Raw genomic sequence first — 15,688 nt, 5'->3', positions numbered from 1 at the left:
GCCAAGCTGCCGTCCCCGTCGCCCGGGGGCGGTGGCCCATCCCGCTGACGGAGTTCCCCCCATGCGCCTCACCGCCGCCCTGCCCCGCCTGTTCCTCTGCCTGCTGCTAAGCTGCGCGCTGCCCCTCACCCCGGCCTTTGCGCAAACGAGTGACCAGCCCGAGGGCACCATCGCCGTCGAAGGCGATGCCACGGCGGACGCCGCCATCGCCAAACGCATCCGCGCCATCCTGCGCGAGCTTGAGGGGTTCGAGAAGGTCCGCGTCTCTGTCGCCTCCGGCATCGTCACGCTGACCGGCACCACGCTCGACACCGCCAGCGCCGCGCGGCTGAACGATTTGGCGGGCCGTGTCGAAGGGGTGGTGGCGATCCGCAACGAGGTGCGCGAAAGCACCGATGTGGCCGAGCGGCTCAACCCCGCCGTAGAGCGCTTTCGGGACCGGATGGCGCAGGCCGTGGCCTTCCTGCCGCTGGCCTTGGTGGCGCTTGGGGTCTTTGGCCTGATCGTCGTGGCCGGGCTGGCGCTGGCGCGGCTGCGCAACCCGTGGGATCGGCTCGCTCCCAACGCGTTCATCGCTGGCATTTACCGCCAGATCATCCGGCTGGCCTTTGTCATCGCCGCACTGGTGGTGGCGCTGGATATCCTCGGCGCCACGGCGCTGCTCTCGGGCATCCTTGGCGCGGCGGGGATCGTCGGCCTCGCCATCGGTTTCGCGGTGCGCGACACGGTCGAGAATTTCATCGCCTCAATCATGCTGTCGATCCGCCAGCCCTTTCGCCCCAACGACACGGTCGAGATCGACGGCGACACCGGCAAGGTGATCCGCCTGACCAGCCGTGCCACGATCCTGCTGACCTTTGACGGCAATCACCTGCGCATCCCCAATGCCACCGTCTTTAAAAGCCGGATCACCAACTATTCACGCAACGCCGAACGGCGGTTCACCTTTACCCTCTCGGTCGCCAGCGACGCCGATCTGGCCCGCGCCCGTGATTTAGCGCTGGAGGTGCTGAACGACCTACCCTTTGTCCTATCCAGCCCCGAAGCCGCCGCTTGGGTGGACGAGGTCGCCGATCACTGGATCAACATGCAATTCGCCGGTTGGATCAATCAAGAAAGCACCGATTTGGTCGCCGCCCGCAGCGAAGCGATTCGCCTGACCCTCTCAGCTTTCGATGCGGCGGGCCTCACTGCGGGGCCACCGGCCTATCAGCTGCTCTCTCAAAGCGAATCCCCCTCCGACGCCCCCGTCGATTCGCCGCAAACGGCAGCCGCCCCCACGAATCCGGCCGCCGCCCAGCCCGTCGAGCCCCAAACCGAGCGGGAATTGACCCGCATCGTCGCGCAGGAACGTGCCGAATTGCCTAGCAAAGACCTGCTCTCTGTTGATGCAGCCGAAGAATAGGCTAATTTCTTTAAAACGGGTCTTGCACCCCGGGCCAGAGAACTTTAGTTAGCGCCCTGTGTTGGGATGTAGCCAAGTGGTAAGGCAACTGTTTTTGGTACAGTGTACCGTAGGTTCGAATCCTACCATCCCAGCCAACACTTCCGAGAATACCTAGTTTTTTAGAGACTTAGCCTTATCAGCTCAGTAGGGCTGAAGAGCAGGTTACACTGGCGTTTACACACGAGGTCGCACAGACCGTGCGGGTAGTCCGCCACGCCGTCCCGGGCGATGACCGACTTGAAAGGCGGTCGTCATGGTCACTATCCCCTATCTCTGCACCAGACGCGGGCGGTTCTACTTCCGCCGGCGGATCCCGAAGTTTTCCACATATCATATGCCCGTGATGGTCTCCTTGGGGACGACGGATCACTCGGCAGCGACTAGGTTATGCGTGCAACTGACCGCACACATGGACCGAATGCTCGACAACAACCTTCATATCGACTTGCCCACGGCGGATGTGTCAGCCTTTTTCAAGGCTGAGCTCGCCCGTTGCGTTGCATCGGTGCATCGCATGCGGATGGTCGAGCGTATGGATGGCAGCCTGACGGCTAAAAAGATGCAGCGAAATCGCCTGGAGACCTTCGTCCTGCGCGGCATGGTCGAACACGGTTTGTCGGAAGACATCGCAGCCGAACGACTGCACCTTCTTGAGGAAGATGAGAAGCCCATCGCTCAAGATATTCAGGCCAGTCTTTTCCGTGAATTCATTTCGCCGGGATTCAACGCTGGAGTTCAGATGCGTGCAAAGGCAGAGAGTGGTCTGAGCCAATTGGAGGTCCTTCAACTGCGATGGGCCGCAGTAGAAGCACGGATGGCCGCGCATGAGGCTGCAGAGACCGTGCCACTTCACAATGCCAAAGGAGCCCGAGACAGTGCGGTATCAATGTTGCGCACTTTGATGCAGGAAGCCGTGGGCGGCGTAGCGCCTGTCAGCACAACCATAATCGAACCGCATTTGCCTTCGGTCCCCGTGGAGCCACACTCGTCGCCAGCAAAACTTCCGTACGCTTCGTCGCCGATAAAGCCACTCTTGACACCAGGTGTTTCCCTTATTGAAGGGCGCATGACCGGGAACGCAATCATCAAGCAGTTCGACGTCGCGCGTCAGCAGCCCAAGGACGTGGATTTCGACGGTTCCGCAGAGAACGTGGTTGTCGAGCGCAGCTTCGGTGATGACATCGCCGGCACCGCCGTCCGGATGATATGGCGGTCGACGGCTCAGGAAGACACGAAAGAGCAGAAGCTGAAATCTGTTACGCTCTTCATGTACCTGACCGGGGTTCAGAGGATGTCCAACATCCGGCAGCACCATTTCGATAGTTTCTCCAAGCTGCTCGAAACCCGGATGCCACCGACGTACTGGAAGAGAAAGCTGGAATTCGAGATGACCAGCCATGAACTGATTGAGGAGGCCACGCGATTGGGGAAGACCTGTGGTATGAAGCCTGCAACCATTCAGCGCCACGTGGACACCCTTGCGGCTCTTCTGGAACACGCCCGGTCCGAAGGAAATGTGACTGATTTCGTTCTTAATAAGAACGGGCTGATACCCGTTGACGAACGATCCGACGATGAAAAGCGGGAACCGTTCACCCTAGGTGAAATGCAATCCCTTTTTGCCCATACGCTTTGGCAAGGCTGCCAATCGCGAAAATTCCGGCAGAAACCCGGCAGCCTGGTAATTCAGGATCACCACTACTGGGTGAACCTACTGTTGGGCTACACGGGCGCCCGGCGCGCGGAAATCGCGGGATTGCTGGTGGACGACCTCGGCCTCGCGAACGAGATCCCATACGTACATATTCGGCCCAACCATTTGCGAGGCCTTAAGAACGCCGCGGCGCGTCGACGGATTCCGCTTCATCCGCACCTCATGGAACTGGGTTTTGCAGAGTTCGTGGAGGCTGCGCGGAAGCGCAACTGGGTCGCCCTCTTTCCGCAGGCTGTCCCGGAGAATATCCGCCATTTGGCCCATAACACGACAGAGCATAAAGATGTCCACGACCCCAAGTTTGGTGACGTTCTGGATTACATGCTGCGCACCTCGCTCGAAAAGGCGCTGAATGGCAACCCCCGCAAATTGTCCTGCCACGGCTTCCGGCATTACGTGAATGATCACTTCATCAGCCTTCGGCAGGACGACGGCATCAGTCTCGCCATTCCTGACATCGATCGACTCGATCTACTGGGGCACAAGCCGAAGGATGTGAATTTGGCGACGTACCGCCGGGCAGAGAAACCTCTCGGCCCATTGTATCAGGCCATCCTGACCCTGCCGCGCCTGTTCTGATCGGTAAACTGAAGCGGTCTCAAAAATCCTGGCAGTCAGCTAAAGTGTATTCTAATCCCTTCAAGAAATACGAACATGGCAGAGTGCCAGACCTTCGCAAATTGGCAAATGCCAAAGTGGAGTTTTCACGTACTCGTGCCGCTCCGTGAAGGGCAGTTGGGTGGCAACCCAAAAGGTCTTGATGGCCCTAGCCTGCGCCACAGTTTCAACCAGCGCACGCCGGAGCGGACCTCAACGAGGAGGTGTATGGGGATGTGAATGGGATGCCGTTCGAGCTGAAGAAAGCGGCAATCGATCGTTTGCCCCGGGTGTTCTGAATCAGCACAAATCCTAGGGCTGTGGCGCCGCCCCCAGGACAGTTTCGAGTTCGAACGGGCGGTCGGCAACGTGGTCGCTTGCCAAGCAGGCGGACTTGATCCATCGCAGGTGGCCGTCTGGGACGCCACAAATGAATTAACTCAAGCGATGGCCTTACCTAAAATGCTCCCCGGTCGAGCTGCGTCCAGCGATCAGAACTGCAACAAGACTGGCTCTTCGGAGCGTCTGCGGCATCTCGTGGCAGATGGCGTCCTGACGGTGGAATGGGCCAATCTCCTCGTTCGTCCATGCCCATCACCGTTCTAGGTGAGCGCGATCAGTCTTCGAGACCTACCTTAAGAAATGCACGCGCCATGGCGTTAAGCTGTCCTTCAGCCTTCTCGCGCACCTCTTCGACAGCCTTTGCGATATCTGCCGAGCGCCGAGCAAGAATGCGTTCTTGTGACGCGCGAAGTGCGCTGTTCTCGGCCTGGAGCTTCTGAATCATTTCCTGTTGTGTTTCGAACTCCCGGAAGAATTCATCCATGACTTTCCTAAGCACCCCCGGCGGGGCCGTGGGAACATGCCTAGTATCGGCTCCACCTGCCTTGCCGGTGATGTAGCCACAATCTTCTGCCCGGCTCAGCGCTGACGAGATCCTGTCATTGGACACCCCAAGGGGACACATCTCCTTGATCTCCGAATATGTCGGTTTACGACCTGCTTTGCCGAAGAAATCAGTGATGCGTTTGTCCAGCTCCCGGTCAGTGTGATTGGCCTTCCGGCTCATAATTGTCGATCCCATTCCTTGTTGTCGCAGATTACACCTATGCGCAGCGACAACGCACCGGAGCGGTTATCCACAATTTTCAATCTTTTCTGCGCGTCTGGGCCTAAAGAAAGGTAGAGGCTGGGTGCAGACTCTACCTCCTTCACGAGTGTCGCACCCGTCCTCAGCACTCCGGGACCCCCATCTTGTCCAGCCGACGATGCAGCCGGGCGATTTCGTCCGTCGGATCGATGCGGTTTGCAAGTGCCTGGACAGCTTCGGCGGTCCTGAACATCGCGGTGACGCAGACCTCGAGATCGGTCTGGATCGCATGAAGGTCTGCGAGCATCTGCTCGATCGGAGCGGCGATCGGTGACGCACCGCGCTCCAACAGCGCCTCAATCGCATCCAAGAGGCGGCGCAGGTCGCGGTAGAGGATTTCAGTATCTGTCATGGTGTCGGGGTCTCCGTATCGTGTTCGGCCGAGGGTGCAGGTGTTTGCTGTGGATTGTGGAAGTCGGGAAGGTTGATGGGCGGCATATTCGCCAGCTCCGAAATCTGGTCGCGGGCTGCTCCGAAGCCGCCGCCGGGACGTTCAGCCCAACGGGTCAAGGCATCCGTGACCTGCGCCTGCTGAAGCATTGCAGCGATCCGATCGAGAATATCTCTGACACGCCTAGCTAGGCGATCCCGGATGGAGTGAGAGGTCGGTCTTGGGCCGCGCAGGATGCCCATAGGGTCCGCCGGAGAAGGTGGCCGACAGAATGCGCGGTGAAGGATGCGGCGTGCATCATCCGCCCGCCTGTCCATTGCCTCTGCCAGGTGCCCCGAAGCAAGCGAAAGGATGCGACGTCGCGCCAGCGCCATGGCTGGGTCCGGTGTCGGCGGGGTCGGATGGCAAAGTGTTCCCTGCAGGATCAACTGCTGATCGCGTCCCTCACGCTCCGAGCACAGGGCGATTGAATCGGGGCGGAGATGATCGATGCGCCACCCGAGATCGGCAAGCACGGGCTTAATCCCAGACAACAGCGCCTCGCGATTGCCGACACCGCAGCGCGCCAGAATGCGGGCCGCAAGCATGATCTGGACCTTCGGGTCCTCGGCAGCCACGCGATCAGCGTCCCCACCAGCGATGTCGCCATGAGGGGTGAAGAGGCAGCCCGCCCAGCGATCCAATGCTGCAGCCCGTTTTAGCACCCAAGAGGGACCACTGATCGCTGCCGCTCTATGGGGATCCTCAGGGCCATACCATCTATTCGCATGGTTGACCGTATCCTGATACGCATCCCAGATCCTGCAACTCTCGCCGGTTGGTGGATGTGGGTTCCACGACCTCGACACGACCTTCGTGCAAACTTTCCGAAAGACTGCCCTTGGCACCAGAATATTGATCTCAAGGTGACCGGCATGAAGATGTGTGCCAGCCAGCATTGGCGGGCGCGCTTCCGGCGCAATGCCAGACCACGCCACTTCCATCCAAAGAGCTAGCGCCGCATCGATCCGCCGCCTCAGGTCTCGGTCGCCTGACCGCCATGCGGCCATATCGATTTCGTCTGGAGCAAACGACAACGTTGCGCAGCTGTACCGATGGCGCGTTTCCAGCGCCTCAATACATGCAGCGACCAGGTGCCTGTCCCCCGCTAGGAGCTCGGGCGCCGGATCCCTCAATACGACCTCCCGCCTTCCCGCGATCTGTGCCACGTGGCTGTCAGACATCAGGTAGCTGACCACGCGAGCCGCAGACCCGGTGGAATGAGGCGACCAGAGCAGCTTCACCGCGCATCGCTCCCGTCCGTCCAGCCGTTTCCAACTGCAAACTGCAGGCCAAGCCAGAGGCTTTCGTAAAGTCGATCCAGCCTCTGCACGACAAACAAAATGTCGATCTCGTTCGGTGAGGCTAAGACGGCCTCTAGCAAAGTGTCCAATGCGCCAACCGCTTCGCGATATGCAAAGAGCAAGTCAAAAATGTCCTCACTGGCGCTGGTGTTCCCACCGGATCCCAATGTCCGTTCGGCGATGTACCTTGACCGCGATACGCCCTTCCGATCGGCCTGCTGCTTGATTTGCTTCCACTCAGCGTCCGTCAGGGACACCTTCCGCGGCTGCGTTTTCTCGTCGGCCCGAGTTCGACGTTTCATCAGTGCAATTTCCCTAGTTGGCCCTGTTGCGGATTCTTGATCTGCGGCAAACGCTGATCGTTTATTTAGCAAAACCAAAATCGCTCAGAGGGTTGCCCCGAGAAAGGATCGCCGAAGTATCAGGTGTGGATAACCACGGTTCGAACAGGTCGCACCGAACCCGCAAGAGGCCTAGAAACGCAGTGTTTTTAAATGCTTGGAGTTCACTCCTCGGTGATCCCCGTGCGGATCAAGAGGCCGCAGAGAAACTTCGGGGGCATGTCGCTTGCCCCCAACAATGAAAAGAAGCCCTAAACTATTTGGCAAATTCCCGCGCGTTCTGATCCATTTGGCTGAACCATGAGACAAGACCTGTATGGATATTCTTGATCCGCAAGGATCGTGCAGGCCATTGGCAGCGATAGGACCTGCGAGGTCCCTCAAGCTTCGTCCGGCAGCACCTCGCTCAGCCAATCGAGAAACACGGAAAGCCGTCGCAGGCTGGAGATGCGCGTGAGGTAGAGCGCAGTGATGTCGAGCGAAGCCGTGACGAGCTGGCGCGAGAACAGTTCCACCGGCTGTCCTGCCGCGAGGTCGGCGACCACCATTAGTCGGAAAACCGCGCCACCCCCCATGCCGCCTAGCACCAGCGCGCGGACTACCTTGCTGTTCTCGGTCTGCACGGACGTGGGCGGCGCCACCTCGCCGATGCCTTTGAACACCAGCCGGTTGATATGCGCGGGCGTGGTAAAGCCGACCTGTCACAGCGCCGCAAAATCCTCAGGCAGCGCGGGCCGGTCCGCCCGCTCCAGATAGTTCCGCGCGAAGTGAGCGCTGCTTTGGCGATCCATCCATCGGTCATCGAACGACTCGAAGCTGGAATTGATTCCCACGTCAGCGAGATGCGATCATACCGGCCCGAACAGCCGCGCAATCAACCCTCTGCGAAGTTTTACTTCGATTGCAGTGACCTGCTCTGGTATTTTATTAACCTAGATCACTGGGCAGCTATCTCGTCCGTTACGCGCGGGCATCTACGGTTATTGGCGGTTTCGCAGTGGGTTCGGTTCAATCCTTGGAATAAACTTCCATAGCCGCGCGCAGGGTGGCTATTTAAGCCGAGAGAAACAGTTCCTTGAGGGTCAGGTTCCTGCCGAATTCAACAGTTTCTAACTGTGCAGTCCCAAGATCTCTTCCACGACGCGTCGGGGACCTACGATGGGATTTTGCAAGCTAATTGTTGCGGGAAGTTCTACGCGGAAAGTGACCGACTGGGCATCGACATGCTGATGGGTTACGACGTCATCGCGCCTCAAGACCTCGATTGCCGGGTCTGCCATGTCGTACCCACGGACGAAGGTTACGCCAAATTTGGTCGTGAACGGCGCGTCGTTGATCATCGTGGCATGCTCGTATCCGATGCCCGACTCTGTACCGTACGTTGACACCCGCGAGAGAAATTGATCGACTACGCCGCTAGCCCCAGAGGCGTTGAGACGCTCAACGATACTCTCCACCAAGGCAGGAATCGACAACGAAGGCGTATCGAAATCTGCTTCGCACAGGCCAATGCTTACGAGGAGCAGGCGCGCTTCCCCCGTTGAGTCATCACTGGCAGGGATAGGTTCGATTTGGTGGACGCCGTGGATAGCGTGAGATGAGGTGGCGCGAGTAGTGGTTTTTACCTCTACGCCCATACCTTCCCATGTGAAGTCCCTTGCCGAGCGGCGCCAGCCATCCCAAGCCTGAACGATTGGTCCGACCTGAGGATCGGTCGCGCGGCGACAAAGAGCGTCGAGTAGGAGCAGTTCCCCGACGAGACCGAGGATCGCGTTCTCAGAGATCTCCATGCGATTGATGGCGAGTTCGATCAGCGGTTCGGTGACGGCAAAGGCGCGCTCCAAATTAACGTCGGCCTTCTCGCGCAGCAGTTCAGCGGCAATAAATGCACCAACCTGGTCGAAATGCCCCAGAGCGGGTAAGAAAATGCGGTTGGCTCTCAGTGGAGGCAGGCTGTCACGGTGCCAGGAGTGGTAGCGCAACGCAGTTTTCACGGTGCCGGTCCGGGGCCTTAACTCGTTGCCTGCAAGGAACAGCTCCAAGTGACCGCGACTATTCCGAGCGATTCCGACTACATTCGCATCAGTCAACCAATTTATGGTTCGGTCATCTCCGATTGCGCCCGATGGAACGGCTTTGATTTGGTTTAGGACTGCTTCGTAGCTGGTCATGGGAGTTCCTTCTAAACGATGGTCGCCCCAGCACGGGTGGCTGAAAACTGCTCCGGACCTCCCGCAGGTAGACAGACACCAACTGCGACCGTGGGGTGCTCGTCGTCCGGATGTTGATTGACATAGAAGAGGATTTGACCGTCGGAGCCGCTGGGTCGCCACCCAGTATTGTTGCTCGACGGTACGTCAGCGTAGCGGTGGTAGTAGTCGAAGTAGACGTCACCGCGATATTGTCCCGGACCGGCGTTGGGGTCACTCGCACCCCAAGTGGTCTTAAGTTCGCCTCCGGCCACCCTCTTTGTGGTGGCGCGTATGTTAAATGGGAGCCGTCCCAGAGGGCCTTTGCATACGGTGGCGCCATCTCCGTAACGAATGCCGACCCAAAAACGTGGCTGCTCAGCGTTCTTGCGCGTAAGGTCGGCGTAGGACCATCGTTCCCCGGGCTGGCCGGTGACAAATAGGCCGGTAATCGACCGGGTGAGACTAGCCGACCAAAGTCTAAGGTAGGCGGCGATGGCATAAGGGCAGGCACGCCTTGGCTGGTCTCCCCTACCATCCCTCACTGGAGGGCGATAGAGAGGTGCATCGGTCAGTGTGGCGACCGCGTTTGCCCGGGCTTCGATACCACTCCAGATGTCTGCGTGAACCCCCTCACTTCCAGGGCGGTAATCTGCGTATGTGAGGCGATCTAAGACGTCGGCAGCCTCGGCCAGTTCGAGTGGAGCATCTAGGATGCGGCCCCGCAGCACGTTGGCGACAGTGAGGTCATTGGAGGGCCGGCGGAAGAGGCTGGCCAAGATTTCTGCATTCGGATCCTGCTGTCCGCTATCATTGATGACTGTAATGAAGGGGCGTGCGCCTGGTGATAGTGGAAGGTTGCCAACGCCTGCGATTTTGCCTGTGGCTTCGAAATTTAGGCCCTGCAAGACAGTAGGTTCAGGGGCGTCACCCATCATGCGCTCGGTGATGGCTGTTCGAACCGCTTCATCGACATAGTGATAGTCACGGAAGAGGGAGAGCTGGTCACTAGAGGCGAAGACGCGGCAAAGTTCGATATATGATCCGCGGTAACCAAACCAGCGCTGCATTTGCATCTGGGTGTCGGCCAGCGGATTGGCCGATGAACGCTGAAACAATGCCGTGGTCATCCCTTCCAGCGTCAGTCCCCGGGCCATGACATTCCCTGAAACGAAGATCGTGCAGAGGTCGCGCGCTGCTCTCCATTTTCCGGTGTCCGCATCCTGGATCGGTGCGTAGGCAGGGCGATCGTCAGCGTTAGGGTCGCTGTTGACCACGGCGATCCTGGTACCGGGGATCACCTCTCTGACTAATAGGTCTTCGACCGTCTGCCAATCCGGGAAACTTGGCGGTGGCAGGACGCCGAACTCCTCCTCGATTATTCTGGCGGAGGCGCGATACTTTTCAAGCCATTGCGCCCACGGAGCTGGGTCTGCCAGTAGTTTTTCCACCAACGCCTGCGGAAGCCTGGCATCTCCCGCATCGAGCATTTCTCGAGCCGTCGCTCGATTCTGAATTCCCGCCCAGATCAACAGATCCTCAGCACCTTGGAAATGGTGCTGGATCGCCGCAGAAGGGTGGTACAGCATCGAGTGCGGCGACGCCGCTTCGGCAAGAGCTTCTTCCCTGGTGTCAAACTGCTTTGCGAGCGCAGACATTGGGCCCAGTCTGCCTGAACGGTACAGGCGGATGGCGCCTGCCACCAAGAACGCTCGGACGGCGTCGGCGAGGTCATGCTGTACGGAGTTGGTGGTGGGCACGCACAGTTTGGCCGCTTCTGCTCGGCGGTAGAATACCTCACCGCCGGTGTAGCAAGAACGCATTCCAGCCGCCTCGGGGTAAGTCGACGTACGAGGGGCATCGAGATTGCCAGGGTTGGCTGTATCTACTGGATGGCCGACGTCGAGTGGCGTCCGAAGAGAGATTAGGAAGTCTCGTGGCGCCAGGGGGTTGTGATCCTCCTGAAGGAGGTTGGCCTGGGGCGTCGCTGTGTAGGCGATATAGGTCGAGAACAGATTTTCAGGGGACCCTTGGGGAGGATCCCAGAGGTTGGCGATTGCGCGTGGGATCTGCTTTAGGTTGCCGTAGATGGGGTCTTGCGAGGACTCAACGATGGCATCGAGGATCGAGCCATCGTCAGCCTCATCGTCAAGTACGAGCATGTGGACGGGCCGACCAAGCTTCTTGACTTCTTTGAAAACGCTGTCGCGGAGGCTTGCTCCCAACGCATGCAGATGGTCAGTCTGCTTCATCGCCACGATGATGAGAGGCCTGCCCTGACTTAGCCGTGTTCGAACCTCTGCCGACGGCAAACGGTAAGTGGTTCTCAGCGGGTGGGTCTGTTCTGCCAGAGCAATCCCAGGCTTAGGACATAGCAGGCGGCGCTTAATTTTCTGTGCATTTTCCTCGCCCGAGTCCAACTGCTGCACTAGTCTCTCATAGGTCTGGCGCCACAAGGAAAGGCGGGTACCGGCGAGTACGACGATGATGTCGAGGCCGTGGTCGATAGCCAAGGCTGAGACACCCAGCATAGAAGCAGTCTTACCAGACTGGACCGAGCCCATGACAAGGCCTGAGCGTGAGCGGCTGGATGGCCAATCTTCGGGCTTCGTAGTATCGGCTGCCAATATCCCGCGCTGCAGAATGTAGCGGGAGTCCGCTTCAACAGATGCACGCGCTGTGTCAGTCAAACCGACAAGTTGAGCCCTGTACCTTTCCCACCACGATTCCGCTTCTTTTGGAGAGGGTGGATTGAAGTAGACGTGCTCGACGAGTGGGAAATTCATTTTCACCGCTCTCAACTTTTCGGTTTAATGCGCATCCGCTGCAACGATGCGTACCCAGAGGTCCCGAATTGCAGACGTATTGCTTCAGCCGCTTGATCGGGGTCCAGGCCCAAAAGTTCGAGGAGACTCTTAGTGATCTTGGCGATGTAGTCCCACTGGGTTTTTGTCTGGGTCTTTTCAGGGCGTTCCCAATCTGCGGATTCCTCGCTCGCCGTTCGGATAGCATCACTATTTGCCTCGATGCGGTCCTCGATGTCGTCTGGCGAGGCCGCTAGAGCCATGGTGATGCCGACTAGGGAACCAACGAGTTGAAGCTCCTGCCACTTGGCCCCCTTACCTCCATCCTTGAATTGATCCGACCACAACTCATCATGCGATGAGTGTAGTTCGACAGCATCTAGCAGCAGCCTGAACAGCTTATTCAACGTCGACGAGTCGGCTAACGGGTGCAGCTTGTTCTTCTGAATCGCGATCAGCAACTGATCGATGTTACGGCTAGTCGATGCCAAGTCTTTATCTTTGGTGTCATGTACCAAGATCGAGATGACCCAAGCGAGAACCTTAGTGCGCTTGTAGCGCGTGCCCCCAAAACCGTAGTCTGTCAGCGCGTCACCTAGGCGGCCAAGATCGTCAATACCGGCAAGCGATTTGGAGATCTTTGCGACATCGGTATTCGGGTCAGCATCGCCGGCGGCGGCAAGAGTTGCGCGGGTAAGTTCGACCTCATGGTAGACGGCGTTACGGATCTCTTCAGCATTCAGGTGTACGCCCTGCTTGTTGTAGAGGCGAAAGACCTCATGGATCTGGGCTTGACTGGCCTTGGTATATTCGATGACGGGAATCTTGTACTGTGCGGTTCCCTCAAACAGGTACTCAATGGTGGTTTGCTCACCGGCGACGTCGATCACTTGCGTCTTGATTTGCGTGTAATACTTTCCACGGAGAGGCTCAAGGTAGGAGCCAACCAGCCCGCCGTCTCCCGTCGTTCGCAGCTTGAATGGAAAGTAGTATTCGTTCTCATCTGCGGATTTGAGCGGGCTACCTTCTAGCGCTTTCCATGCACGGCGAAACGCAGGGTAATCGTCGTTGAAAAGATCTGTCAGATTTTTTTTACCCTGGTCATCAAGACGTCCTTGTTCGTTGAATCTTTTATCTTTGTGCCGAGCTGTGACCTCCGCCACCTTCTGCTTCGCGACAGGGTGTTTTCCTACAAACCGTAGAATGGCCGTGAGCCTCTGCTTGCCGTCAACGACTTCATGGGGTGTCGAAGGTCCGGTTCGCAGCAAAATGATGGATGGCAAAGGTACGCCACGCAGGATGGACTCCAGCAAGGACTGACGGTCGCTGTTGGTCCATACATCACCACGCTGGTACGACGGCGTTAGGTTGGGCGCCCTCATGGTGAGCTGGTAGATCGGCCATACGTCGGCCTTCGCCGTGACAGGCTCTGGGCTTACCACTTCCTCGATCCCGTCGATCTCGGCCCAAGAGTCTGCCCATGACTGGGTAGCGGTTCCGCGGCTGGTGCCCTTGGCATCAAGCTCTTCAAAAAAACTCCCCTGAAGCCGTACGGCTGCCTCTACGCGCTCGTTTAGGCGCTCGAGCGCTCGAAGGCTCAGCGGCGGGTGGGTACCTTCGGAAGCAAGAAGGTCGGTGGGGTCAAGGTTGAATTCAGCGATTAGTGCCTGAAGGAATGGTTCACCTCCCGTGTGCGGGAGATCCTCGCTGAGGCTCAGCCACCCTTGAACGTCAGCGAGTTTGTTCATCCAGGAGTCGGAGTCGAAGTCAACGTCACTGTTGCTGAACATCGACGAGACAGGGCGAACGCCGTTGGGCGTATCCGAAGCCTCGGAAAGACTAGCCAACCCTTCCGCGATGCTCTCAAGAAAGAGGCCCCGCGGATCTTCCTCGTCGAAGTCGTTTTCATTTGCGATGTGATCAGTCATTCAGCAGCTCTTAAGGGTTCGAGGTCGGAGGTTATGATCGACGTGGGCCGGATGAGCCCGTTTAGCAATCGTTCGGCTATTGCTTTGACAACGCGAGCGTTTACTGCGTTTCCCAAGGCTTTGTAGGCGTCGATGTCCGACGAAGGCAACTGGATGCCTCCAAGGCTCTGAAGCTCAGCGCATTCGGCTGGTGTCATGTAGCGTCGTTCGCCGGCCAGATTAGCACCGAGGATGGGCACTTGGGTCTGCGTGAAGGAGACGAGACTTGGGGAGGTAGTGGGACGTTTGACTCGCAGACCTGATGCACGCACCTGCAATACGAAGTTATCGATATCACGCTCCTCACCTTGCGCGTTCCACTCCATCTTCTGAAAGCTAGACGGAAAGCCTTGCGGGCTCCATCTTGCGATCCAAGGATCGATCCAGTGGCGGTTGGCTTCGTAAAACTCGCGGTTTTGTCTGATATAAGCACGCTTCCACTGAGGGAAATGCAAGTCGCCTAGGCGGTTAGCGTGGCTAGGTATTCTTTCAAGTTGCTCGTCGAGCGAGCAATCGAGGGACTGGCCGAAGCTGCCCCTGAAACCCATCCGGCTAAGGCCCCGCACGGGTCTGCGTCTCCAAACCCCTGCTGGGGTCTCGTCTAGGTAGGGATAGGTTGCCCCAAATTCCATCGACCAGATCGGGAAAGAGGGCAGCTTCAGCGAAGCTGGCGACCGCCGCAGAAAATCACCCCACATATTGATGGCACGCAGCGTCTGCTCCGGGATGGCGCGCCCGGAATACCCTTGGTGGCGCAATACCCATTGGATTTCAGTGGGATCTTTATGCTTCTCTGGCCACTCAAAATGGTCGAGACCATTAAGTGATCCTACGAAGTATGCGCGGTCTCGCACCTGTGGAATGCCGAAATCGTGGGGCGAGAAATGCTCCACTTCCACGGAGTAGCCAAGGTCCTCCAACAAGCGAATGATCGTGATCTTGGTGCGACCGCCGTCGTGCTTCAGGATATTTGGCACATTCTCCAAGATGAAGTGTGCTGGCCGTTTGACTCGCAAAATGTCATGGACCTTGAAGAAAAGATTGCCCTGCTTTGTGTCCTTAAAGCCCAGTTGGTCACCGGCTTTAGAGAACGGTTGGCACGGGAAACCCGCGGTAAGGATATCGTGATCGGGGACGCTCAGGGCTATGATTTCGTCGCTGCTCAACTCATTGAGGTCACCCCAAGCATCGACGCCGAAATTGACCTTGTAGAGAGCCTTCAGTTTGGGCTCCCTCTCTGCTGCGAAAACAGCTCGCCCCTCTAGTTCGTCGAGGGCGACGTGGAACCCACCCAGCCCAGCGAACAGGTCGACGAAACGGAAGGCCTCCTTACTAGTTCCCATATTTCTGCCCCTCCGTCTCTGCCTGTACTGGCGAGATTTTTCATGATTTGCTCAAACATTCACATAGCGCTACTTCATGTTGTATGTCCAACAGTCTGTTGATCTCCACGCGAACATGACACCTGGGAGATGTGGACAAACTTCTGTGCTTATTTTTCGCTGCGAGCCAAAGCTTCCACGATACGCGGTCGAAGATGAGAGCGTCCAATGCCTCGCGCAGAAGAACTTTGTCTTCGATTGGCCGAAAAGGCTTCGGCGGCGGAATTGTTCGTGAGCACGGCTCTCGCATGGTCGACATAACAAGATTTGCAGCCTTGGCTCTTTCGAGCCAGCCCAGTCTGCGATAATGCGCCACACGGTCATTCTGAGCAGTATGGTGTTCGCCTTCACATGCTGCCGTCG

At 58.0% G+C, this 15,688-nt stretch carries 11 protein-coding genes and 1 tRNA gene; 3 read left to right on the top strand and 9 right to left on the bottom strand.

Annotation, left to right across the window (positions count from 1 at the left end; translation table 11 throughout):
• The first annotated feature begins 61 nt into the window (after positions 1-61).
• The 3 genes from J7392_RS08680 to J7392_RS08670 all read left to right on the top strand — a co-directional run bounded on the left by J7392_RS08680 (position 62) and on the right by J7392_RS08670 (position 3,740).
• On the top strand, positions 62-1,405 hold the full coding sequence (locus tag J7392_RS08680; RefSeq protein WP_209217181.1) for a mechanosensitive ion channel family protein: 1,344 nt from the start codon (positions 62-64) through the stop codon (positions 1,403-1,405).
• A 62-nt stretch (positions 1,406-1,467) separates the two neighbouring features.
• Positions 1,468-1,542 (top strand) — tRNA-Gln (locus J7392_RS08675).
• Between the two features lie 314 nt (positions 1,543-1,856).
• A complete protein-coding gene (locus J7392_RS08670; protein WP_209217180.1) occupies positions 1,857-3,740 on the top strand; it encodes a hypothetical protein in 1,884 nt (627 codons plus the stop codon).
• A 634-nt stretch (positions 3,741-4,374) separates the two neighbouring features.
• Here J7392_RS08670 and J7392_RS08665 read toward each other — a convergent pair.
• The 9 genes from J7392_RS08665 to dcm form a co-directional block, all read right to left on the bottom strand.
• Entirely contained in the window at positions 4,375-4,827 is a 453-nt protein-coding gene (locus J7392_RS08665) for a hypothetical protein (protein WP_209217179.1), read from the bottom strand.
• A gap of 163 nt (positions 4,828-4,990) precedes the next feature.
• A complete protein-coding gene (locus tag J7392_RS08660; RefSeq protein ID WP_209217178.1) occupies positions 4,991-5,260 on the bottom strand; it encodes a hypothetical protein in 270 nt (89 codons plus the stop codon).
• The gene (locus J7392_RS08655) at positions 5,257-5,982 is read right to left on the bottom strand and encodes a hypothetical protein (RefSeq protein WP_209217177.1); all 726 of its coding nucleotides are present in this window, start codon (positions 5,980-5,982) and stop codon (positions 5,257-5,259) included. Before J7392_RS08655 ends, J7392_RS08660 begins: the two co-directional genes overlap by 4 nt.
• Positions 5,983-6,578: 596 nt before the next feature.
• Positions 6,579-6,944, bottom strand: coding sequence for a hypothetical protein (locus J7392_RS08650; RefSeq protein ID WP_209217176.1), 366 nt, complete (start codon positions 6,942-6,944; stop codon positions 6,579-6,581).
• Between the two features lie 419 nt (positions 6,945-7,363).
• Positions 7,364-7,645, bottom strand: coding sequence for a hypothetical protein (locus J7392_RS08645; protein ID WP_209217175.1), 282 nt, complete (start codon positions 7,643-7,645; stop codon positions 7,364-7,366).
• 447 nt (positions 7,646-8,092) lie between these two features.
• Positions 8,093-9,154, bottom strand: coding sequence for a PD-(D/E)XK motif protein (locus J7392_RS08640; RefSeq protein WP_209217174.1), 1,062 nt, complete (start codon positions 9,152-9,154; stop codon positions 8,093-8,095).
• A gap of 11 nt (positions 9,155-9,165) precedes the next feature.
• Complete coding sequence (locus tag J7392_RS08635; protein ID WP_209217173.1) at positions 9,166-11,703, bottom strand: Z1 domain-containing protein; 2,538 nt, start codon at positions 11,701-11,703, stop codon at positions 9,166-9,168.
• A 266-nt stretch (positions 11,704-11,969) separates the two neighbouring features.
• On the bottom strand, positions 11,970-13,904 hold the full coding sequence (locus J7392_RS08630; RefSeq protein ID WP_209217172.1) for a DUF262 domain-containing protein: 1,935 nt from the start codon (positions 13,902-13,904) through the stop codon (positions 11,970-11,972).
• Positions 13,901-15,286, bottom strand: coding sequence for a DNA (cytosine-5-)-methyltransferase (gene dcm / locus J7392_RS08625; protein ID WP_209217171.1), 1,386 nt, complete (start codon positions 15,284-15,286; stop codon positions 13,901-13,903). Before dcm ends, J7392_RS08630 begins: the two co-directional genes overlap by 4 nt.
• Positions 15,287-15,688 lie beyond the last annotated feature (402 nt).

This window comes from Sulfitobacter sp. R18_1 (assembly GCF_017743915.1).
In the GTDB taxonomy this organism is placed as follows: domain Bacteria; phylum Pseudomonadota; class Alphaproteobacteria; order Rhodobacterales; family Rhodobacteraceae; genus Sulfitobacter; species Sulfitobacter faviae.
This window is presented reverse-complemented; position numbering and strand designations above follow the sequence as displayed.